Below are 21,386 nucleotides of genomic sequence, written 5' to 3' on the forward strand. Positions count from 1 at the left end.
TACGGGAGTCTCCCGTACCGCCCTCGTCGTGTCCGCGGCCGCCGGCTCAGAGCTGGGTGATATCCAGCTCGCCCTCCGCGTACTGCCTGCGGATCACCTTCTTGTCGAACTTGCCGACGCTGGTCTTCGGCACGGCCGCGATGACCGTCCAGCGCTCCGGCAGCTGCCACTTGGCGATCCCGGACGTGGCGAGGAAGTCCTTCAGCGCCACGTAGTCGGCGCTCGCGCCGTCCTTGAGGACCACGGTCGCCAGCGGGCGCTCGCCCCACTTCTCGTCCGGGACCGCGACGACGGCCGCCTCGGCCACATCGGGGTGCGCCATCAATACGTTCTCCAGTGAAACGCTGGAGATCCATTCGCCGCCGGACTTGATGACGTCCTTGGCCCGGTCGGTGAGCGTGAGGAAGCCGTCCTCGCTGATCACACCGACGTCACCGGTCTTCAGCCAGCCATCCTCGCTGAACTTGTCCTCGGGGCGCAGGGTCTCGCCGTCCCTGCCTCCGTAGTAGGACCCGGCGATCCAGGGGCCGCGCACCTCCAGCTCACCGGCCGACTCGTTGTCCCACGGCAGGTGCTCACCGCCGGGTCCGACCAGCCGTGCCTCCACGCCCGCCGAGAAGCGGCCCTGGGTGACGCGGTAGGGCCGGCCCTCCTCCTCGGTCAGTCCGGCGGGCGGCTGGGCGATGGTGCCGAGCGGCGAAGTCTCCGTCATGCCCCAGGCGTGGCAGAGGCGGACGCCGAGCTTGTCGTACGCCGCCATGAGGGAGGGCGGGCAGGCGGCGCCGCCGATGATGACGCGGGCCATGGAGCTGACGTCGCGCGGGTTGGTGGTGACCTCGGCGAGCAGCGCCTGCCAGATGGTGGGAACGGCGGCGGCGTGGGTCGGCCGCTCGCGCTCGATCATCTCGGCGAGCGGGGCGGGCTGCAGGAACCGGTCCGGCATGAGCATGCTGACGCCGGACATGAACGCCGCGTGCGGCAGCCCCCAGGCGTTCACATGGAACTGGGGGACGACCACCAGCGTGGTGTCGTTGTCGGTCAGGGACATCGATTCGGCCATGTTGACCTGCATGGAGTGCAGGTAGATGGAGCGGTGGGAGTAGACGACGCCCTTGGGTTCGCCGGTGGTGCCGGAGGTGTAGCACATGACGGCGGCCTGGCGTTCGTCCAGCTCGGGCCAGTCGTAGTGGGTGGGGCGGCCGGCGATCAGGTCCTCGTACTCGTGCACCCGGGGCGCCGCCCCGTCGAGGAGCGAAAGGTCGCCCGGACCGGTGACGATCACGTGCTCGACCGACGTCAGCCGGGGGAGGAGCGGTGCGAGCATCGGCAGCAGTGAGCCGTTGACGATGAGGACCTTGTCGTCGGCGTGAGCGACGATCCAGACCAGCTGCTCGGCCGGGAGCCGGAGGTTGAGCGTGTGGAGCACCGCGCCCATCGAGGGGATCGCGAGATACGCCTCGACGTGCTCGGCGTTGTTCCACATGAGGGTGCCCACCCGCTGGTCGGCGACCACACCGAGTTCGTCGCGCAGCGCGTTCGCGAGCCGCGTCGCGCGCCGGCCGACCTCGGCGAAGCTGCGCCGCTGCGGCTCGGGCTCACCGGTCCAGGTCGTGACCTGCGACTTCCCGTGAATGGTCATCCCATGGTTGAGGATGCGGGTGACAGTCAGCGGTACGTCCTGCATGGTGCTCAGCACGGCGTCCTCCCGGTGGGCGCTACGCGGCAGTAAGGTTGGCCTGATTCTGCTCACATACCGTTCGGTATGTCACTACTTCCGGGAGTACGAATCGGTGTCGTCCGGCAAAATCAGGCCCGGCCGATGCGCTGCACAGGCCCGGCGGGTGCGCTGCCACCGCCCGGGGTCACCGCACCGGAGCCAGCTCCGGGTCCTCCCTGAGCTTGCCGAGCGCCCGCGAGACCGCGCTCTTCACGGTGCCGACGGATACCCCGAGCACCTCGGCCGTCTGGGCCTCGCTCAGGTCCTCGTAGTAGCGCAGGACCACCATCGCCCGCTGCCGGTCCGGCAGCTTCAGCACCGCTCGCCACATGGCGTCGTGCAGCGTCTGCTGCTCGGCCGGGTCGGGGGCCGGAGCGGCCTCCTGCTCGGGCAGCTCGTCGCAGGCGAACTCGTCGACCTTGCGTTTGCGCCACTGCGAGGTCCGGGTGTTCAGCAGGGCCCGGCGGACATAGCCGTCGAGCGCCCGGTGGTCCTCGATCCGCTCCCAGGCGACGTACGTCTTGGTGAGCGCGGTCTGCAGCAGGTCCTCGGCATCGCTCGGATTGGCGGTGAGCGAGCGCGCGGCCCGAAGCAGCACGGGGCCCCTCGCGCGGACGAACGAGGAGAACGATGGGTAGGGGGTGTGCGGAGCGTACGGGGCGTGCGGCGTCCGCGAGGCGTACGCGGCGCGTGCGGCCCGCGGTGCCTGCAGGCCGTGTGAGCCGAGCCCGGTGGTGTGCGAGGAGTACGAGGTGTGCGACGTGTGTACCGGGTACGGCGTGTGCGGCGCGTGTCCGGTGGCGGCGGCTCCCCCGGAGCTGCCCGTGCAGACTGGCGTGGTCATAGCTCCACGCTAGAAGCGGGCACCGCTCCGGGGGATCGGCCCCAGGTCCCGAAAGCGCGTCCGCCTCAGGGTGTAGGGGTAGGGCCTGCTCCACCTCCTGTAGGTGGAGTCGTAGTCTCCAGGGCTCAGGGGCGCCCCCTGATGCCGCGCCCCGTCGCGGACACCGCCCCGGGGCCGGGCGCGCTCAGTCGTCCGTGCCGAGGATCAGCCCCGAGGTGGGCACGCCGGTGCCCGCCGTGACCAGGGTCCGGGCCGCCCCGGACACCTGGTTCACCGATGTGCCGCGGATCTGCCGGACCGCCTCCGCGATGCCGTTCATGCCGTGCAGATACGCCTCCCCCAGCTGGCCCCCGTGCGTGTTCAGCGGCAGCGCGTCCGCAGCGACGAACCCGGCCGCCTCCCCCGGCGCGCAGAAGCCGAACTCCTCCAGCTGCATCAGGACGAAGGGGGTGAAGTGGTCGTAGAGGATCCCCACGTCGATGTCGGAGGGGGTCAGGCCGGAGCTGCGCCAGAGCTGCCGGGCGACCACTCCCGTCTCCGGCAGGCCGGTCAGGTCGTCGCGGTAGAAGCTCGTCATCTGCTCCTGCGCCCGGCCGGCCCCCTGCGCGGCCGCCACGATCACGGCGGGCGGCCGCCGCAGGTCCCGGGCCCGTTCGGCGCTGGTGACGACGATCGCCTGTCCGCCGTCGGTCTCCTGGCAGCAGTCGAGCAGCCGCAGCGGTTCGACGATCCACCGCGACGCGGCGTGGTCGGCCAGGGTGACCGGCTTCCCGTAGAAGTACGCCGCCGGGTTCCGGGCGGCGTGGCGGCGGTCGGTCACCGCGACATGGCCGAAGACGTCCGGCGTCAGCCCGTAGGTGTGCAGATAGCGCTGGGCGGCCATGGCGACCCAGGAGGCCGGGGTGAGCAGCCCGAAGGGCAGGTTCCAGCCGAGCGCCGTACCTTCCGCGGTGGGCTCGCGCTGCTGCACGCCGGAGCCGAATCTGCGCCCCGAGCGCTCGTTGAACGCGCGGTAGCAGACCACCACGTCGGCCACCCCGCTCGCCACGGCCATCGCCGCCTGCTGGACGGTGGCGCAGGCCGCCCCGCCGCCGTAATGGATGCGGGAGAAGAACGACAGCTCACCGATCCCGGCCGCCTGGGCGACGGTGATCTCCGGGCTGGTGTCCATGGTGAAGGTGACGAGCCCGTCCACGTCGGCGGGGGTCAGCCCGGCGTCGTCGAGGGCGGCCCGCACCGCCTCGACGGCCAGCTTCAGCTCGCTGCGCCCGGAGTCCTTGGAGAACTCCGTCGCGCCGATCCCCACGACCGCCGCCCTGCCGCCGAGCGAATCGGCCCTGCGCACACTCATGCCGCCCCCTGCGGTACGCCGACGGTCACCGTGCCGGTGACGTGCCGGCCGAGGCCGTTGGAGCCGACGACGGCCACCTCGGCGGTCCCGTCGTCCGCGACGGCGGTGACCGTGCCGCTCAGCACCATGGTGTCCCCGGGGTAGTTGGGCGCGCCCAGCCTGATGGCGACCCGGCGGAGCACGGCCGAGGGGCCGAGCCGGTCGGTGACGTACCTGCCGACCAGGCCGTTGGTCGTCAGGATGTTCATGAAGATGTCCGGGGATCCCTTCTCCCGGGCCAGCTCCGCGTCGTGGTGCACGTCCTGGTAGTCGCGGGAGGCGATCGCGCCCGCCACGATCAGGGTGCGGGTCACCGCGATCTCCAGCGGCGCGAGTTCGTCACCGGCCTTCACCTTCACTCCGTGCCCTCCTTCACCAGCGAATCGCCGAGTTCCTGAAGCACTTCGCCGCCGCAGCCCAGATAGGCGTCGAGCTGCCGCCCCCAGAGGAAGTGGCGGTGCACCGGGTGGTCGAGGTCCGCGCCCGTGCCGCCGTGCAGATGCTGTCCGGCGTGCACCACCCGCTTGCCGGCCTCCGAGGCCCACCAGGCCGCGGTCAGTGCCTGCGGTCCGTACGGCAGTCCCGTGTCGTAACGCCAGGCCGCCTCGTACGCGGTGACCCGGATCGCCTCGGTGTCCATGTGGGCATCGGCGGCGCGCAGCAGCACCCCCTGCTTGGTGGAGAGCGGGCGCCCGAACTGCTCCCGGGTGTTCACGTGCGCGACGGCGCGGGCCAGTGAACCGGCGCACACCCCGGCCTGCAGTCCCGCGAACGCCGTCCGGGCCGCGGCCAGCACCGCCCCGTACGCCCCGGCGCCGCCGAGCCGCTCCCCGGCCGCCCCGTCCAGGACGAGCCGCGCCGCCGACCAGGGCGCCGTGGTCTCCACCGGCTCGGTCAGCACACCGGGATCACCGGTCCGTACGATCCACAGCCGCGCCGCCCGGTCCGGGACGAGGACGAGGCCGGCGTCCCGCAGCCACGGCACGTACGGCACACTGCCGCTCAGCCGCCCCCCACCGCCGTCGCCATCCACGCCGCTGCCATCCACGCCGTCGGTATCTGCGCCGTCGCCGTCCACGCCGTCGGTATCCGCGCCCTCGGTGTCCGTCCATATGCCGCCTCGCGACGGAAAGGCCCCGGTGGCGACGGCCGTGCCGTCCCTCAGCGCGGGCAGCAGCCGTTCCCGCTGTTCGTCCGTGCCGTGCCGGGCGACGGCCAGCAGCCCGTACACACAGCTGGCCGCCAACGGCACCTGGGCCGTCGTGCGGCCCTGCTCCTCCAGCAGGAGCACCAGGCCGAGCAGCCCGGTCTCCTCGACGGCCGCGGTCAGCCCGGCCGCGCAGAGCTCCTTCCACAGCTCGGCGTCCGTCCCCGTGCCGGCCGCGGCCAGACGCTCGGGCGTCGACAGATCGCCGAAGATCCGCGCCGCGAGCCCCTGCGCCGCGCTCTGCTCCTCGGTGGGTGCGAAATCCATCTCAGCCCTCGCCTCCCCGGAAGACCGGAAGCTCCAACTCGGGGTCCGTACGCAGGAATTCCAGCCGCACCGGCATTCCCGGCCGCACCTTGTCGTACGGCACACCGATGACATTGGCGACCATCCGCACCCCCTCGACCAGCTCGATCAGCGCCACCGCGTACGGTCCGCCCGCCCCGTCGGCGGCGAAGGCGGGGAAGGGCGGGTGGTGCATCACCACATGGCTGAAGACGGTGCCCTCGCCGCTCGCCTCGACGGTGTCCCACTCCTGGCAGCCGCACACGTTGCAGCCGGGCAGCCAGGGGAAGCGCGGCGTGCCGCACCCGGTACACCGCTGGATCAGCAGCCGGTGCCCGGCGACGCCCTGCCAGAACCCGGCGTTGTCCCGGTTGATCACCGGCCTCGGGCGCAGGTTCCGGCCGCCGCGCGCCGCCCGCTTCGCCGCCGGGGTGTACTTGAGGATCCGGAAGCGGTGCGTCCCGGCGGGTTCGCCGTTCGCCCCGACGTCCATGCGCGTGGTGACGAAATAGCCCGTCCCGAGCTTGGTGGTCTTGCGCTCCGAGACCGATTCGATGACCGCGTCGAAGGTGATCCGGTCCCCGGGCCGCAGCGGCCGCAGGTACTCCTGCTCGCAGTCGGTCGCGACCACCGAGGTGTAACCCGCGCCGTCGAGCAGGCCGAAGAGTTCCTCGTACGCCGCGGAGCGGTCGGTGTGCCCCGACAGCCCGCCCATCGTCCACGCCTGGAGCATCGTCGGCGGAGCGATCGCGTCCGGACCGCGGTACGCGGGACTGCCGTCCCCCATCGCCTCGCACCAGTGCCTGATCATCGGCTCGTTGACCGGGTCCTTGCCGGTGCCCGCGGTCGCGGCCGCCCGCCCCTCGAACTCCTTGAGCCGCCCGTACAGCTCGTCCGGCCCCTCGGGCACCCCCGCCCCGGCCGTCACCGCCGGCCCCGCTTCATGCCGAGCCGCATCGTCGCGACGATCTCCCGCTGCACCTCGCTCACCCCTCCCCCGAAGGTGTTGATCTGCGCCGCCCGGTTCATCCGCTCCAGCTCCCCGTCCCCGAAGGCGCCGGGCGAACCGCCCCGCACCATGCCCGCCTCGCCGGTGATCTCCTGGCACATCCGGTAGACCTCGACGGCGCTCTCGGTCCCCGCGAACTTCACGCCGCTCGCCTCGCCCGGGGCCGGCGAACCCGCCCCGACCTCCCCCACCAGACGCCAGTTGAGCAGGCGCGTCGCCGCGAGCCGGGCGTACGCCTCGGCCAGCCGGCCGCGCACCCACGGCTCGTCGGCCGGACGCCCGCCCGTCACCGGGTCGGGGGTACGGGCGTGGGCGAGGGCCGCCCCGTAGAAGTCCTCGGCCTGCATCCCGATCGCGGCGAGAGCCACCCGTTCATGGTTCAGCTGATTGGTGATGAGCCCCCAGCCGCCGTTCTCCGGACCCACCAGATTGGCGGCCGGCACCCGTATCCCGTCGTAGTAGGTGGCCGTCGTGGTGAGCCCGCCCACCGTCTCGATCGGCGTCCAGGAGAAGCCGGGGGAGTCGGTCGGGACGAGGATGATCGAGATGCCCCGGTGCTTGGGCGCGTCGGGATCCGTACGGCAGGCGAGCCAGATCCAGTCCGCGTTCTGGGCGTTGCTGGTGAAGATCTTCTGCCCGTCGATCACCCAGTGGCCGCCGTCCCCGGTACCGTTCGGGCGGGCGGTGTCGCCGCGGTCCCGCACCGCTCTGGTACGCATCGCGGCGAGGTCCGTACCGGCCTCGGGCTCGCTGTAGCCGATGGCGAAGACGAGCTCGCCGCTGAGGATCCTGGGCAGGAAGTACGCCTTCTGCTCATCGGTCCCGTACTTCATCAGCGTCGGGCCGACGGTGTTGAGGGTGACCATCGAGACGGGCGCCCCCGCCCGGTACGCCTCGTCGAAGAAGACGAACTGCTCGTCGGCGCCGCGCCCCTGGCCGCCGTACTCGACGGGCCAGCCCAGTCCGAGCATCCCGTCCGCGCCGATCCTGCGCAGCACCCGCCGCTGCCCGTCCGGATCCTCGGCCCCCGGGGCGGCACCGGCGTCCCTGCCGGGCATCACCTCGCGGAAGTACGTGCGGAGTTCGGCGCGCAGCTGCTGCTGGCGTTCCGTCTGGGCGAGGTGCACGGCGGGCTGCCTCCCGGACACGGGGCTCACGGATCAGGGTTTCTGACTGTCCGTCAGATCTGTGTCCGCTGTCAAGGTCGGCGACGCCCTTCGCGGGCCTTCGCCGCACAACGCGGAACGGCCCGCGCGAAGGTGCCGGAGCACCCTCACCGGACCGCTGCATGTCCTGCCGACCCTGGCCCGACCCCCCGACCGGCCCATGACCGGCCACGGCTCACCAGAGGTTGGTGAAGTTCACCGCGACGTTGTCGTTGTCCTGGTCGACCACGGTGAATCCGGAGCCGTTCACCTGCGCGGAGTTGCTCTGGTTCGACGCCCCGGCGCCTACGGCCTGCTGCTGGGACGTGGAAGAGTTGCCGGAGTTGTTGCCGCCGACACCGCTGCCGACAACCGTCGCGACGGCCGCGTTCGATCCGTCGTTCGCGAACGAACCGCTGTCGGCCTGGGCCACACCACCGAAGAGCGCGGCGGCAAGGGGCAGGGCGGCAACAGCGGCGAGGGCACGAGCGGTACGGATGCTTGCCATGTCAATTCCTCCAGGAACCGGAAGTACGGCTTGTTCCGAGGCAGCCGGCCGACCGCCCCGGTGTTGGTCACGACGTCGCGACACCAGAGTTGCCCACCGGATCCCCGGCGAACCACCCATGCGGCCCGGTTCCCCCGCAGGCGTGAGGAAGCGCCGATAAACCTTTGTGCTCCCCAAAAGCCCCAGCTCACCACCGCTCGCACCCCCACCGGCCCGCCGACGGACACCCGGCCCCGCACCACCCAAGGGAAAAAGCGTTCCGGCGGCAGGCCCGCCGCAGCCATGCCCCCTTCCCCTTTTCGAACGCCTGAACGAAAATAGAGTCATGGCCATCACCGACCGGCAGACCGCCGCCCTGGCCCTCGCCCATGCACTCTCCGCCGCCGAGCGCGGGCTCCCCGTCATCCCGCTGACCGCCCGCAAGCTCCCCGCGCTGCCCTCCCCGCACCGGAACGACGACCGCCGGCCGGTCTGCCGGGGCGCGTGCGGCCTTCCCGGACACGGCGTCCACGACGCCACCACGGACCCGGCGGCCGTACGGGCCCTCTTCGCCGCCGCCCCCTGGGCCACCGGCTACGGCATCGCCTGCGGCCGGCCGCCGCACCACCTCATCGGCATCGACCTGGACGTCGGCCCCACGGGCGGCGGCGACTCCGCCGTATCGCTGCGACAGCTTGCCCTGCACCATCTGTTCACGATCCCGCCGACCGTCACGGTCCTCACCCCGAGCGGCGGACGGCACCTCTGGCTGACCGGCCCGCCCGGCATCCCCGTACCGAACTCCGCGGGCCGCCTCGCCCCCGGCATCGACATCCGGGGCACCGGCGGCTACCTGGTGGGCCCCGGCTCGGTCACTCCGCACGGCCGGTACCGGCTCGCCCCGGGCACCGCCGGGCTGCCCCCGGCGCCCTGCCCCCGCGCGCTGCTGCGCCTGCTCACGCCCCCGGCGCGCCGTCGGCACAGCTCGGAGGACCCGGACCGGGGGCGGGGACTGGTCCGCTTCGTCCTCGCGTCACGCGAGGGCCGGCGCAACACACGGCTCTTCTGGGCGGCCTGCCGCGCCTACGAACACGGATACGGCGACGCCCTGGCGGACGCCCTCGTCCGGGCCGCCGTCCGCACCGGCCTCACCGAACGCGAGGCCCGCGCCACGATCGCGTCCGCGGCCCGCCTGTTCCGGTGGTGACCCGCCTGTTCCGGTGGTGACCCGCCCGATTCGGTGTCGACCCGCCCGTTCCGGCATCAGGAGGCGGTGCTGAGCTCCCAGAACCGGAAGACGGTGGACGTGTCCAGACAGTTCTGCAGACCCCGGACGTTATCGTTGGCGACCGCGTACTGCTTCCCCTGCCAGAGCGGCAGGAGCGGCAGCTGACGCGCCACGATGTCCTGGAGCTTGATGAACGACGACCGGGTGCTCGCGCGGTCGGTCATGGACGAGGTCTGCGGGATGATCCGCTTGGTTATGTCGCTGTTCTCGTAATTGTTCGACAGGACATTCCCGTCGCCGAAGAACGGCTGGGTGAAGTTGTCGGGGTCGGGATAGTCGGGCACCCAGCCCTTGACGTAGATCCCGAACTTTCCGTCGGCGATGCCCTTTTCGTACTGGTCGAACGGAACGGACTTCATCCCGGCCTCGAACAGCCCGCTCTTGTTCAGCTGATCGGCGATGGCCTGCAGTTCGTCGTCGGTGGCCGGTCCGTAACGGCTCGGCGTGGACCAGAGGGTGAGCTTCACCTTGTCGGTGATGCCGGATTCCCTCAGGACGTCCTTCGCCTTCTGCGGCTGCGGGCTGTCGCCGTACGTGTTGAAGAAGGAGTTGCCGTGTCCGGTGACGCCGACCGGGACGATCGAGTAGAGCGGTGTCGCCGTGGACTGGTAGACCTTGCTGACCAGGGCGTAACGGTCCACGAGATAGGCGATGGCCTTGCGTACGGCGAGCTTGCCGACCACCGGGTCCTTGACGTTGAAGACCATGTGCTGGACCTCCGCGCTGCTGCCCTGGACGACGTCTAGGCCGTCCTTGTCCGCGGAGGGCGCGGTATCGAGCTCGGCAATCGTCTTGGCGGTGAGGCCGCGATACGCGATGTCGACCTCGTCCTTCTCCAGAGCGGCCTTGAGCGCCTGCTGGTTCCCCTGGAAGAGCTTCATCGTCACGCCGGAGTTCTTCACCTCGGCGGTTCCGTGATAGCCGGAATAGACCGAGAAGGAGGCTTTCGACTTGTCTATGGAATCCAGCTTGTAAGGGCCGGAACCGACCGCCCTGCCGCCTCCGAGCAGACTGTCCTTGGGATAGACCCGGCGGTCCACGATGGAGCCGGCACCCGATGCGATCTTGCTCGGGAATGTCGCGTCCGGCACCTTGAGGCGGAATATGACGGTCTTGTCGTCCGGGGTCCTGATCGACGAGATCGTGGAGAGCAGCGGTGCGGGACCCGCCGGGTCGTTGATCTTGATCGCCCGGTCGAAGGAGTACTTGACGTCCGCCGAGGTGAGGCTGTTGCCGTTGCTGAACTTCAGTCCGTCGCGCAGCGTGCAGGTGTAGGTTCTGCTGCCGTCCGAGAAGCCGCACTCGTCGGCGGCCTCTGGCACCGGGATGGAACCCCCGGGCGGGAAACTCAGCAGCGACTGGAAGACGTTGTTGAACAGCAGCCAGGAGCCGGGGTCGTACCCCGCGGCCGGATCGGTCGCCAGGATGCCGTCGGACATGCCGACGACCATCGTGTCCTTGCTGTCGAATGGCCAGATCTGGTCCTCGGAGCCACAACCCGTCAGCAACAGCACCACCGCCACTCCCCCGGAGATCAGAGTGGCCGACCGCCTCGTACGAACCTTCACAGAACGTGCCTCATACTCTCGGCCGGGGACGTGGGGATCTCCGGACAACCGGATCAGGTCAAGAACTACTGCGAACGTCGCGACCGTCCAGCACTGTCAGCCCGGCCGTGCGCGGTGGAACGGACCGAAAGCCTGCCTGGACATGGTGTTCACCAGGGTTCTACGTGGTGACCGGCTGTCGAATGACAGCTGATGAACGATGAAGGGCAGACCATGATCGGTCCCGTGGTGCTTTGACAATCTAGTAGTACGCAGCGCCGTGTGGTGGCACATCATGCGACAAAAATCTTCACTCTCGGCCAGTGCCGGGGACGTAATTGGCTGGTATCCACCCGTGCCGCCCGATCGCCCGCCCCGGCCACCGCGACTACACCCCTGATCAGCGAACATCCCGCGGATAAACATCACACGGCCCCCGCGGCCCGCGATCTCCCGTACTCCGTCCGGAACCGTCCGTGGCCGGTTTCAGGCCCGTAGGTCACGTTTTGCCGAGGCTCCGAGGCCCAATTGCCTTGCAGGGCACGTCTCGTCGGCGCCGGCCCGAGTCGGTCCCGGCCCGAGGTGGAACCGTTCAACCGCGGCCGGGACGGGCGAGCCCTCGGCGAAGGCCGCCGCACGGGCCTCCAGGAACGTCGCCTGGGCCCGGCCGACAACCGCACCGCGGTCGGACCGAAAGGGAAGAGCCTCCGACCGATGCTGCTGGTCGGAGGCTCTCAACCACTGCGGTGGGTGTGGGATTTGAACCCACGGTGACATCGCTGCCACGACGGTTTTCAAGACCGTTCCCTTAGGCCGCTCGGGCAACCCACCCCTGCTCCGGCCACCTGCGACGGAGCGCCTACAGCGTACCGGCTCATTGAATCCGGCTGTACGTGCCTCAGCAGGTACCGGCAGCCGACGGACCGCCGTCCCGGAGAGTGGTGCGGCACCGGGCCGCCGCTGGTCAGCTGTCGCCGCTGCGCTCCCCGAGGGTGACCTCGGCCGTGGCCGTCCTGCCGTCGCGCGTGTAGGTCAGTGTCACCCGGTCACCGGGCTTGTGGGTCCAGATCTCGCCGATCAGGGTCGGGCCGCTGTCGATCGCGGTGTCGTTGAACTTGGTGATGACATCGCCCGGCTTGAGGCCGGCCCGGTCCGCGGGGCCGTCCTTCGACACGGCCGTCGTACCGCCCACCCCCTGGTCGGGGATGACCGCGCCGCCGGTCTTCTCGTCCATGGCGACCGTGGCGCCGATCACCGGGTAGACCGGCTTGCCGGTCTTGATCAGCTGCTGGGCGACGTTCGTCGCCTGGTTGATCGGGATCGCGAAGCCGAGGCCGATGGAGCCCGCCTGGGTCTGACCGACGCTGCTGCCGGTCGACTGGATCGCGGAGTTGATGCCGATGACCGCGCCGCGCGCATCGAGCAAGGGGCCACCGGAGTTGCCCGGGTTGATCGAGGCGTCGGTCTGCAGGGCGCTCATGTACGAGTTGCTGCCGCTGGAGCCGTCGCCGGAGGCGACCGGGCGGTTCTTCGCGCTGATGATGCCCGTGGTGACCGTGTTGGACAGGCCGAACGGGGCGCCGATCGCGATCGTGGAATCGCCGACCGCGACCTGGTCCGAATTGCCGAGGGACAGCGGGGCGAGCCCCGACGGCGGGTTCTTCAGCTTCAGCACGGCGACGTCGTAGCCCTTCGCCCGGCCGACCACCTCGGCACCGTACTTCTTGCCGTTGGAGAACGTCACCGTGAGCTGGCCGCTGTCCGCCGCGGAGGCCACCACGTGGTTGTTCGTGAGGATGTGGCCCTCCTTGTCGTACACGAAGCCGGTGCCCGTGCCGCCCTCGCCGTCGCCGCCCTGCGCGTCGATGGTGACCACGCTGGGCAGCGCCCTGGACGCCACGCCCGCGACCGTACCGGGGTCGCGCTTGAGGTCCTGCGGGTTGGCCGACGCCGAAACCGTGGTCGAGCCGGAGCCGTTGCGGTCGGCCGCCCAGTAGCCGAGGGCGCCGCCGATGCCGCCGGCGATCAGCGCCGCGGCCGCCACCGCCGCCACGAGGCCGCCCATGCCGCGTCTGCGCGGGCCTTCGGGGGCGTACGGCTGGGGCGGCGCGCCCCAGACCGGGCCGCCGGCGCCCGCACCGTGGGAGGCGTACGCGGGCACGGCGGGCGGCGACGGGGGAGGCCAGTTGGCCTCGGCGGCCGACTGCGGTGCGTGAGGGTTGAGGGGAGGCGCGTGGGGCGCGTGGGGAGGCGTGGCGGGCAGTTCGGCCACGGGGGCGGGGGCGGGCTCGGGCGGGCTCCCGGGCGCCCCCTGAGGAGCGTCGGCCGGCACTGGAGGTGCGGACGGGACGGCCTCGGCCGCAGTGCCCTCGTTGCCCTCGTTCTCTGTGCTCACAGCTCTTTACTCCTCGGTTCCACATCAATTTCGGCAAGAGATCCGCTGTATACGTGTCCCGTAACAGCTTTTCCCAAGGCACGTCAGGCCACTGTAAGCAGGACCTGTGCATCCGCACACCAATCTTTACATCGGTCAAAACGGTCCCCCGGTGCAAGACGCACCGCAGGGTGCGCCCCGGCCGCACCCCGGGGTACGCGCTTCCGCCGAGCCACGTGCGCACAGCGGTCGCCCGACGGTGACACGATGACGCGGTGACCCACGCACGCCAGCAGCCCACGGACCACCCCATCCAGGTCATCGCGCACCGGGGCGCGTCCGACGACGCCCCCGAGCACACCCTCGCCGCGTACCGGAAGGCGATCGAGGACGGTGCCGACGCCCTGGAGTGCGACGTACGGCTCACCGCCGACGGCCACCTCGTGTGCGTGCACGACCGCCGGGTGAACCGCACCTCCAACGGCCGCGGCGCCGTCTCAGCCCTGGAGCTCGCCGAGCTCGCGGCCCTCGATTTCGGCTCCTGGAAGGACCGCGAGGAGTCGGAGTCCCCGGACTGGGATCCGGTGCCGGGGGAACTCACCTCCGTACTGACCCTGGAGCGGCTGCTCGAACTCGTCGTCGAGACCCGGGCCGCCGGGCGACCGCTCCAGCTGGCCGTCGAGACCAAGCACCCCACCCGCTGGGCGGGCCAGGTAGAGGAGCGGCTGCTGCAGCTGCTGAAGCACTTCGAGCTCGACGCGCCCCCGGCCGACGAACCGTCGCCGGTACGCGTCATGAGCTTCTCGGCGCGCTCGCTGTACCGCATCCAGGCCGCGGCCCCCACGCTGCCCACCGTGTATCTGATGCAGTTCCTCTCGCCGCGGCTGCGCGACGGGCGGCTGCCCGCCGGGGCGCGGATCGCCGGGCCGGGGATGCGGATCGTACGCAATCACCCCGGCTACATCGAGCGACTGCACCGCGCGGGGCACCGCGTGCACGTCTGGACGGTGAACGAGCCGGAGGACGTCGAACGCTGCGTCGATCTCGGCATCGAGGCAATCATCACGAACCGCCCGAAGCAGGTTCTGGCGCAACTTGGACGCTCTTAGCATCAGTGACACGGAGTGCACCGGCGCATTCGAACCGTATTCGATCGTTACGAGTGCGTCACTGGCAGTCCATTGGCCGGTTTCCGGTCCAGTCCAGGGGGGCATCCACTCCGTGGCGTGGGGCAAAGGAGGTCTCGGGGGTGGCGTTGGTGGTGGCACAGGAAGTGCCCACGTCGTCGAGCATGGCCGTACCCCATGGCCCTGCGGGCGTGGGCCAGGCGCGGCACCGGATGCGCGCGCAGTTGCGCAGTCACGGGGTGTCGGATTCGGTCGTCGACGATGCAGTACTGATTCTTTCCGAACTGCTCAGCAATGCCTGCCGGCACGGCAGGCCACTGGGCCGGCACACGGATGTGGGTGACGGCGACGTCCGCGCCGCATGGCGCGTCGACAGGACGGGCGGGCTGACCGTCGAGGTTACGGACGGCGGCGGTCCGACCCGTCCGATTCCGGCCACTCCATCGGTCACGGCGCGTGGCGGCCGGGGGCTCAACATCATCAGCGCGCTGGCCGACGAGTGGGGCGTACGCGACAGCTCGTCCGGTGAAGTGACCGTCTGGGTCCTGGTCAATGAGGGACACGGGCAGCAGCCCGGGGGGCCGGGTACGCCCAGGCCGGGCATTTCGGCGCCGAGTCTCTCGGGGCCCGCCGTCTCGGGGCTCGACGCGCTGGGATTCGCGGACGCCTTCGACGACGTGGGCTGACGTCGCGCCACTCGCTCCGCCATTCGCTCCGGCGCCGATGCCGGTACCGGCGGACGCATGGGCGCGCGGGCGCGTGTGTCCCGGACGCGACAGGGACGGCTAGGCTCGCGGCCCAGACCGCACTGTCGCAATCGGGAGAAAGCCCACCATGGCCAAGAAGCGCCCTCAGACCAAGGCCGGGAAGCAGCAACTCAAGGACGGCGAGATCCCGGTGGTCGGGGCTCGCGAGCCCTGCCCGTGCGGTTCGGGCCGCCGCTACAAGGCATGTCACGGCCGGGCCGCCGCCCAGGCCGTGACCGAGCTCGTCCACCGCCCCTTCGAGGGACTGGCCGGCGAGTGCGACTGGGTCGCGCTGCGCGAACTGGTGCCCGCCGCCACGGTGGCGCTGACGCTGAAGGACGGGCTGCCCGAGGGCGTGCCCTCGGTGTCGCTCGCGACCGTCCTGCCGATGGCCTGGCCGGCGCTCCGCCGCGACGACGGTTCGGTGCTGCTGGCCCTGCAGAACGACACCCCGTCCGGCGACCTCAGCCGTGACCTCGCGGACACCCTGCTGCGGGCGCTGGCCGCCGAGCCCGGTTCGCCCGTGGCCGCGCAGCGCGTACCGGCCGACGGTCCGCGACTGCAGGACGTGCTCGACCCGGATGCGGCGTTCGAGCCCGCCGTCCACTCCGGCTTCGAGTTCTGGGTTCCGGACGCGGAGAACGCCACGCCCGAGGTGTCCGCCTCCCTGGAGCGTGCGAACGAGGCGGCGATCCCGACGACGCGGCTCGCCGGTGTGGACGCCGCCTACTGGTGCGAGACCCCGGAGAAGAACCACCTCCGCTGGGTCATGCCGCACGCCGAGGAGCAGCTGCTCGACGCGCTCGCCCGGCTGCACGCCGCCAGCGCCTCCTCGCTGGGCGAGGGCACCAGGCTGGTCGGCTCCTTCCGGGCGCACGGGCTGATGGTCCCGGTCTGGGACCTGCCGAGCGCGATGGGGGCCGAGGAGTGCGAAAAGCCCGCGGCGGAGTTCGCCGAGCGGCTGGCCGAGGTGCTCGCCTCGGACGCACCGCTCACCGCGGAGGAGCGGCGGGCACGCGGTGGGCTCACCAACCGTCAGGTAACTCTCAGCTGACGGTGACGAGCCCCGGGCCCGGCCGGCTCGATAGGTGACTCGCGTCACAACTCCCCGTACTGACAGGTAAATCCCTGTCCGAATACGCGAGATCGAATTTGCGAACGGCAGATCTCTTGTTACCGTTCTAGAAGCCCGGTCGCTGGTGCATCCCCCGTCGCCAGCGATCGGGCATCCTCATTTCCGGGTACGGCGCACAGCGCGCACCGCGGCGCACGAGCCCGCGCAGAAGCCCCTCGTCGATACGCCCCGGCTCATCGAGCAGGACGGTTCACGCCCCCGCATCCGCGGCCACCTCCACACCACTGCACCCCACGCCCCGCCTTGCCGGCGACGGTCGGCCCACGTACGGACCGGTGGAGCGGGCAGGGATGAGTCCCCGCGGGGACCGATCGGTCTCGGACAGATGCCGGGCACCGGAAACGGATACTGGAGGCGGATACTGAAGGCGGATGCCGGAGACGGGCGCCGGAGACGGACGATCTCCACCAATACCATCGCCACCTCCGGCCACACCAGAAACGCTCGAATGAATATTCGAGTAATCCGGTTCGAGGCATTCCGGAAAGGCCATCAGAAAGCCTTCCGGCACCGGACTTTGCGACGGCTGACGCCGCGGACTTTGCAATTGCGTGGCATGGACCGGACCGTATCCGCCACCGGGAATCGGCCATCGGATATTCCCGGGCCTCGCCTGTCGGCTTCGCATGAGTATCTGACGGTCCGCCGGATATCCCGACGGAAAACCGGGTTCGGCGCGACTTACCCCGGCACCCCGGCACCCCACATTCCGGCACCCAGACACCCGGGCACCCAGACATCCCAGTGCCCGGCATTCCAGCCCCCTGGCGCCCCGGCGCTCCGCCCCGTCAGTACGCGAGCCGGCTGCCACCGTCCGGTGCGCCGCTGCTCGCCTCGACCAGCGCGTCCAGCACCGTCCCCACGTCCGGCAGCCACGGCGCGTCCGACGCCGGGGCCCGCTCCCAGCGCACCTGCCCCGCCCCCACCTCGGACGGCGGGAGGACGAGATAACCGCCCTCGCCGTGGAAACGAAGCGAGCTGGGCACCCAGTCCTGGGCGTGCAGCAGTTCACCGAGCCGTTCCAGGCTGTACGGGGCGACCATCAGCGACCACCGCGTCGGCGTCGCCACCACGGGACCGAGCCGCACACCCATCCGGTCCAGCTCGACCAGCGCCCGGGCGGCGGCCACGGCCGGCAGGCTCAGCGCGCACGGGGCACGCCCGCCGGTGGCCAGGAGGATCGGGGCGGTGGGCCGGTTGGTCCACCACCAGCGCACCATGCGCTCGTCGGTGGACGCCGCGAGGAGACCGGGGTCGAAGGGGTGTGCGCCGGGCACGGCGCACTCGGGATCGGGACAGGCGCAGCTGCGGCCACGGTCACCGCGACCGCCGGCCGCCTTCAGCCCCACTCCGGGGAGCACGGGCCACCGCCATGCCATGGCGCAGGTCAGGGCCGCGTCGAGCTGGGCGGGCCTTCCCCTGCGCCGGAGCCGGAGCCTGCGTCGCCTTCCGAGGATCTCGCGCATGAGCGCTCGTTCCTTTCCGTTGAACGCCGAGGGTCCACATCACACCACGTGTGAGTTGCTGTACGTATGCATCACTTCACTGTGCGTACATGCTCTTCAAATCTGCGGTACGGGTGGGACGTCGGTACCGAGCATGGGCCGAGCCGAGTCGAGCAGGTGCGATACGGGTCCGGACGGATCGGTCCGGACAAGCGCGGCGAGGAGCGGCGCGCGTATCGCGCCTGCCGTACCGAGGTGCAAACCCCGCCACTCGGGGGTGGGGGCGTGGCCGTCACTGGAGAGGACGTCCGGGCCCGTTGCCGGGTTCCGGGGCGATCAGAACTGCCCCTGGCCTTCATCGATTACGTACCCAGCATGCCCGAAATGACGCTCCCTCCGGGACTTCACCCCGAGAACACCCCCTGTTCGAGCACGCCCAGTCGACCGCAAATAGTTGCCTTCGGGTGCATTTTTTGGCCAACTTAACAGCCGCCCGGACACCATAAAACCCGTGGGGACAATGCTGGACATCGCCTCACTTGTGCGTGTACATGTGGTGCTACGTGTACATGCGGATGCACTGATAGCGACGCAGAATGACATGGGGGTTTGCGATGCTATTCGACAGAAAGCACTGGTCGGAAAGCCGGAAGCCATGAGCGCCCCACACCTGCCGAAAGTGGCTGGAATCGATCCCACAGTTCCGGTTTCAGCACACACTGCCGGGCCTCTGTCCGAAGTGCCCTCCGCACCCGGAGCCGTCATCCAGGACCGGCTCGCCGGCTGGATCTCCGACCTCACCACGCTGCACGAACTCACCGAGCGGCTGGCCAGAACCGGCACGCTCGACGATGCCCTCCACGAACTGCTGGACGCCGGGGCCGCCCTGGTCGGCGCCCGCCGCGGCCTGGTCGTCTTCGAACCGTCCGACCGCCGCGGCCCCGTGAGCACCATCGGCCTCGGGCTCGCCCACGCCGAGCTCGGACAGATCGAGACCGTTCCGCGCACCGCCACCTCCTACGGCCGGATCCTGGAGGGGCTCCCGGACACCGAGGACGCGCTGACCACCCCCGACCTGCTGGGCGCCCCCGGCCTGGACCCCCGCCGCCGCGAGGTCGCCGCCCGGCTCGGATACGCCGCCAGCTACGCCGTACCGATCACCGCCGGGGCGACCGGCAGGCTCGGCGCCGCCGTCTGGCTGTACGACGAACCCGCCGAACCCCTGGAGCGCCAACGCCATCTCGTCGGTCTCTACGCCGGATACGCCGGTGAGCATCTGGCCAGGCTGCTGGAGCTGGAGCGGGCCAGGGCCGATGTCGCCACCGTCACCGAGGAGCTGCTGCCCAGCCGGCTGCCCCGGGTTCCCGGCGTGCAGCTGGCCGCCCGCCACCGCAGGGCGGCGCGGGGCGGCGGCGACTGGTACGACGCGCTCGCCCTGCCGGAGGGGGCGCTCGGTCTCGCCGTGGGCTCGGTGAACGGCTCCGGGCCGAGCGCGCTGGCCGCCATGGGACGGCTGCGGTCCGGTCTGCGGGCGTACGCGGTGATGGAGGGCGAGGATCCGGTCGCCGTGCTCTCCGACCTGGAGCTGCTGCTGCGGCTGACCGAACCGGCCCGTACGGCGACCGCGCTGTTCGCCTACTGCGAACCGGCCGAGCGCAAGATCCTGCTGGCCGGCGCGGGCCACACCCCGCCGCTCGTGATCGGCGACCGGCGCACCGAATTCGTCGAGACCTCGGTCTCCGCACCGCTCGGCATGCTCGCCTGCTGGGAGGCGCCCAGCGTGGAGATCGCGCCGGCGCCCGGCGAGACCGTACTGCTCTACACCGACGGACTGCTGCGCCGGACCGGCGACTCGACGGACCGGGCGTTCGCGCGGCTCCACTCGGCGGCCGCGTCCGTACCCAAGGCGATGCGCCACGACGCCGGAGCCGTCGCCGACCATGTGCTGCACACCGTGCTGCCGGACGGGCCCGGCCGGAGCGGCGGCGCTCGCGACCGGAACGACAGCGCCGAGGACGTGGTCGTACTGGCCGCGCGCTTCGACTGAGCGCCGCCGGGTCCCGCTCCACGCCCGCCCCAGCCGTGTAACAGGTCTTCCGGCCCTGTGCCCCCTTCCGTACGCCCGTACGATGGTCGGGGTCCAGTGTCGTATCAAGGAGAGACAAATCGTGGCTGAGGAGCTCACCCCGGAGAACCCGGAGACCGAGGAAGAAGAGACGGTCAAGCAGCGGAAGAACGGCCTGTACCCGGGCGTCTCCGATGAACTCGCCGCGAACATGAAGTCCGGTTGGGCCGATACCGAGCTGCACGGCCTCGAACCGATCGCCCAGGCCGCACACACGGCCGCCCGCCGCGCCGCGCTCTCCGCGCGTTTCCCCGGTGAGCGACTGGTCGTCCCCGCGGGCAACCTGAAGACCCGCTCCAATGACACCGAGTACGCCTTCCGAGCCTCCACCGAGTACGCGTACCTCACCGGCGACCAGACCCAGGACGGCGTCCTCGTCCTGGAGCCGACCGAGAACGGTCACGAGGCGACCCTCCACCTGCTGCCGCGCTCGAACCGCGAGAACGGCGAGTTCTGGCTCGACGGCCAGGGCGAGCTGTGGGTCGGCCGCCGCCACTCCCTCGCCGAGGCCGAGCAGCTGCTCGGCATCCCCGCGAAGGACGTGCGCGAGCTCCCCGCCGCGCTGACCGAGGCCACCGGCCCGGTCCGCAACGTCCGCGGCCACGACGCCGGCATCGAGGCCGCGCTGACCGACAAGGTCACCGCGGAGCGCGACGAGGAACTGCGCGTCTTCCTGTCCGAGGCCCGGCTGGTCAAGGACGCCTTCGAGATCTCCGAGCTGGAGAAGGCCTGCGACGCCACCGCGCGCGGCTTCGAGGACGTCGTCAAGGTCCTCGACCGGGCCGAGGCGACCAGCGAGCGCTACATCGAGGGCACCTTCTTCCTGCGTGCCCGCATCGAGGGCAACGACATCGGCTACGGCTCGATCTGCGCGGCCGGCCCGCACGCCACCACCCTGCACTGGGTGCGCAACGACGGACCGGTGCGCTCCGGCGAGCTGCTGCTGCTCGACGCCGGCGTGGAGACCGACGACCTCTACACCGCCGACGTGACCCGCACCCTTCCGATCAACGGCACGTTCACGCCGTTGCAGCGGAAGATCTACGACGCGGTGTACGAGGCGCAGGAGGCGGGCATCGCCGCCGTCAAGCCCGGCGCCGGCTTCCGCGACTTCCACGACGCCGCGCAGCGGGTGCTCACCGAGAAGCTCGTCGAGTGGGGCCTGCTGGGCGACCTGACCGTGGACAAGGTCCTGGAGCTGGGGCTCCAGCGCCGCTGGACGCTGCACGGCACCGGTCACATGCTCGGCATGGACGTCCACGACTGCGCCGCCGCGCGCACCGAGACGTATGTCAACAGCACGCTGGAGCCCGGCGTCTGCCTCACGGTCGAGCCCGGTCTGTACTTCCAGACCGACGACCTGACCGTGCCGGAGGAGTACCGGGGCATCGGCGTCCGGATCGAGGACGACATCCTCGTCACCGAGGACGGCAACCGGAACCTCTCCGACAAGCTGCCGCGCCGGTCCGACAAGGTCGAGGCGTGGATGGCCCGGCTCAAGGGCTGATCCCCACG

17 protein-coding genes and 1 tRNA gene are annotated in these 21,386 nt (G+C 70.9%); 6 read left to right on the top strand and 12 right to left on the bottom strand.

Annotated elements, in window-relative coordinates; all coding sequences use genetic code 11:
- Positions 1 to 46: 46 nt before the first annotated feature.
- From ABZ622_RS06870 to ABZ622_RS06905, 8 genes are all read right to left on the bottom strand, one after another.
- Positions 47 to 1,696, bottom strand: a complete 1,650-nt coding sequence (locus ABZ622_RS06870) for a long-chain fatty acid--CoA ligase (RefSeq protein ID WP_360541124.1) — start codon at positions 1,694 to 1,696, stop codon at positions 47 to 49.
- Between the two features lie 166 nt (positions 1,697 to 1,862).
- Positions 1,863 to 2,561: a SigE family RNA polymerase sigma factor gene (locus ABZ622_RS06875; RefSeq protein WP_360541126.1), complete on the bottom strand. Its 699-nt coding sequence runs from the start codon at positions 2,559 to 2,561 to the stop codon at positions 1,863 to 1,865.
- Positions 2,562 to 2,745: 184 nt separating this feature from the next.
- A complete protein-coding gene (locus ABZ622_RS06880) occupies positions 2,746 to 3,912 on the bottom strand; it encodes a lipid-transfer protein (RefSeq protein ID WP_360541128.1) in 1,167 nt (388 codons plus the stop codon).
- The gene (locus tag ABZ622_RS06885) at positions 3,909 to 4,304 is read right to left on the bottom strand and encodes a MaoC family dehydratase (protein WP_317867550.1); all 396 of its coding nucleotides are present in this window, start codon (positions 4,302 to 4,304) and stop codon (positions 3,909 to 3,911) included. The genes ABZ622_RS06880 and ABZ622_RS06885 overlap by 4 nt, the downstream gene beginning before the upstream one ends.
- A gap of 2 nt (positions 4,305 to 4,306) precedes the next feature.
- Entirely contained in the window at positions 4,307 to 5,425 is a 1,119-nt protein-coding gene (locus ABZ622_RS06890) for an acyl-CoA dehydrogenase family protein (RefSeq protein WP_360541130.1), read from the bottom strand.
- 1 nt (position 5,426) lies between these two features.
- Positions 5,427 to 6,371, bottom strand: a complete 945-nt coding sequence (locus ABZ622_RS06895; protein WP_360541132.1) for an OB-fold domain-containing protein — start codon at positions 6,369 to 6,371, stop codon at positions 5,427 to 5,429.
- Positions 6,368 to 7,579, bottom strand: coding sequence for an acyl-CoA dehydrogenase family protein (locus tag ABZ622_RS06900; protein ID WP_360541638.1), 1,212 nt, complete (start codon positions 7,577 to 7,579; stop codon positions 6,368 to 6,370). Before ABZ622_RS06900 ends, ABZ622_RS06895 begins: the two co-directional genes overlap by 4 nt.
- A gap of 214 nt (positions 7,580 to 7,793) precedes the next feature.
- Positions 7,794 to 8,105 (bottom strand): hypothetical protein, encoded by a 312-nt coding sequence (locus tag ABZ622_RS06905; RefSeq protein ID WP_124719964.1) that lies wholly within the window; start codon positions 8,103 to 8,105, stop codon positions 7,794 to 7,796.
- A gap of 325 nt (positions 8,106 to 8,430) precedes the next feature.
- Here ABZ622_RS06905 and ABZ622_RS06910 point away from each other — a divergent pair, with 325 nt between their 5' ends.
- Positions 8,431 to 9,291, top strand: a complete 861-nt coding sequence (locus tag ABZ622_RS06910) for a bifunctional DNA primase/polymerase (protein WP_360541134.1) — start codon at positions 8,431 to 8,433, stop codon at positions 9,289 to 9,291.
- 56 nt (positions 9,292 to 9,347) lie between these two features.
- Here ABZ622_RS06910 and ABZ622_RS06915 read toward each other — a convergent pair whose 3' ends face one another.
- From ABZ622_RS06915 to ABZ622_RS06925, 3 genes are all read right to left on the bottom strand, one after another.
- Positions 9,348 to 10,940 carry an ABC transporter substrate-binding protein gene (locus ABZ622_RS06915; RefSeq protein ID WP_360541136.1) on the bottom strand — a complete coding sequence of 531 codons (1,593 nt, stop codon included), beginning with the start codon at positions 10,938 to 10,940 and terminating at the stop codon, positions 9,348 to 9,350.
- Between the two features lie 723 nt (positions 10,941 to 11,663).
- Positions 11,664 to 11,750 (bottom strand) — tRNA-Ser (locus ABZ622_RS06920).
- A gap of 133 nt (positions 11,751 to 11,883) precedes the next feature.
- Positions 11,884 to 13,314 carry a trypsin-like peptidase domain-containing protein gene (locus tag ABZ622_RS06925; RefSeq protein WP_360541138.1) on the bottom strand — a complete coding sequence of 477 codons (1,431 nt, stop codon included), beginning with the start codon at positions 13,312 to 13,314 and terminating at the stop codon, positions 11,884 to 11,886.
- Positions 13,315 to 13,568: 254 nt separating this feature from the next.
- Here ABZ622_RS06925 and ABZ622_RS06930 point away from each other — a divergent pair, with 254 nt between their 5' ends.
- The 3 genes from ABZ622_RS06930 to ABZ622_RS06940 all read left to right on the top strand — a co-directional run bounded on the left by ABZ622_RS06930 (position 13,569) and on the right by ABZ622_RS06940 (position 16,220).
- A complete protein-coding gene (locus ABZ622_RS06930; protein ID WP_360541140.1) occupies positions 13,569 to 14,402 on the top strand; it encodes a glycerophosphodiester phosphodiesterase in 834 nt (277 codons plus the stop codon).
- A gap of 53 nt (positions 14,403 to 14,455) precedes the next feature.
- Entirely contained in the window at positions 14,456 to 15,106 is a 651-nt protein-coding gene (locus ABZ622_RS06935) for an ATP-binding protein (protein WP_360541142.1), read from the top strand.
- A 148-nt stretch (positions 15,107 to 15,254) separates the two neighbouring features.
- Positions 15,255 to 16,220 carry a DUF5926 family protein gene (locus ABZ622_RS06940; RefSeq protein WP_360541144.1) on the top strand — a complete coding sequence of 322 codons (966 nt, stop codon included), beginning with the start codon at positions 15,255 to 15,257 and terminating at the stop codon, positions 16,218 to 16,220.
- 869 nt (positions 16,221 to 17,089) lie between these two features.
- On the opposite strand, the gene ABZ622_RS06945 is transcribed toward ABZ622_RS06940, so the two are convergent.
- Positions 17,090 to 17,767 carry a bifunctional DNA primase/polymerase gene (locus tag ABZ622_RS06945; RefSeq protein ID WP_360541146.1) on the bottom strand — a complete coding sequence of 226 codons (678 nt, stop codon included), beginning with the start codon at positions 17,765 to 17,767 and terminating at the stop codon, positions 17,090 to 17,092.
- Positions 17,768 to 18,401: 634 nt separating this feature from the next.
- Between ABZ622_RS06945 and ABZ622_RS06950 the strand changes: the two genes are divergently transcribed.
- Together ABZ622_RS06950 and ABZ622_RS06955 are read left to right on the top strand one after the other, a co-directional pair.
- The gene (locus ABZ622_RS06950) at positions 18,402 to 19,793 is read left to right on the top strand and encodes a PP2C family protein-serine/threonine phosphatase (RefSeq protein WP_360541148.1); all 1,392 of its coding nucleotides are present in this window, start codon (positions 18,402 to 18,404) and stop codon (positions 19,791 to 19,793) included.
- A gap of 121 nt (positions 19,794 to 19,914) precedes the next feature.
- Positions 19,915 to 21,378: an aminopeptidase P family protein gene (locus tag ABZ622_RS06955; RefSeq protein WP_360541150.1), complete on the top strand. Its 1,464-nt coding sequence runs from the start codon at positions 19,915 to 19,917 to the stop codon at positions 21,376 to 21,378.
- The last annotated feature ends 8 nt before the right edge of the window (positions 21,379 to 21,386 follow it).

Origin of the sequence: Streptomyces sp. NPDC007164, from assembly GCF_040634135.1 — a bacterium.
Classification (GTDB): Bacteria; Actinomycetota; Actinomycetes; order Streptomycetales; family Streptomycetaceae; genus Streptomyces; species Streptomyces sanglieri.

Bases quoted from the DNA above. Each gene is read 5' to 3' on its own strand.
- ABZ622_RS06875 (WP_360541126.1), bottom strand. From the start codon at position 2,561: ATGACCACGCCAGTCTGCACGGGCAGCTCCGGGGGAGCCGCCGCCACC.
- ABZ622_RS06880 (WP_360541128.1), bottom strand. From the start codon at position 3,912: ATGAGTGTGCGCAGGGCCGATTCGCTCGGCGGCAGGGCGGCGGTCGTG.
- ABZ622_RS06890 (WP_360541130.1), bottom strand. From the start codon at position 5,425: ATGGATTTCGCACCCACCGAGGAGCAGAGCGCGGCGCAGGGGCTCGCG.
- ABZ622_RS06905 (WP_124719964.1), bottom strand. From the start codon at position 8,105: ATGGCAAGCATCCGTACCGCTCGTGCCCTCGCCGCTGTTGCCGCCCTG.
- ABZ622_RS06910 (WP_360541134.1), top strand. From the start codon at position 8,431: ATGGCCATCACCGACCGGCAGACCGCCGCCCTGGCCCTCGCCCATGCA.
- ABZ622_RS06940 (WP_360541144.1), top strand. From the start codon at position 15,255: ATGGCCAAGAAGCGCCCTCAGACCAAGGCCGGGAAGCAGCAACTCAAG.
- ABZ622_RS06945 (WP_360541146.1), bottom strand. From the start codon at position 17,767: ATGCGCGAGATCCTCGGAAGGCGACGCAGGCTCCGGCTCCGGCGCAGG.
- ABZ622_RS06950 (WP_360541148.1), top strand. From the start codon at position 18,402: ATGAGCGCCCCACACCTGCCGAAAGTGGCTGGAATCGATCCCACAGTT.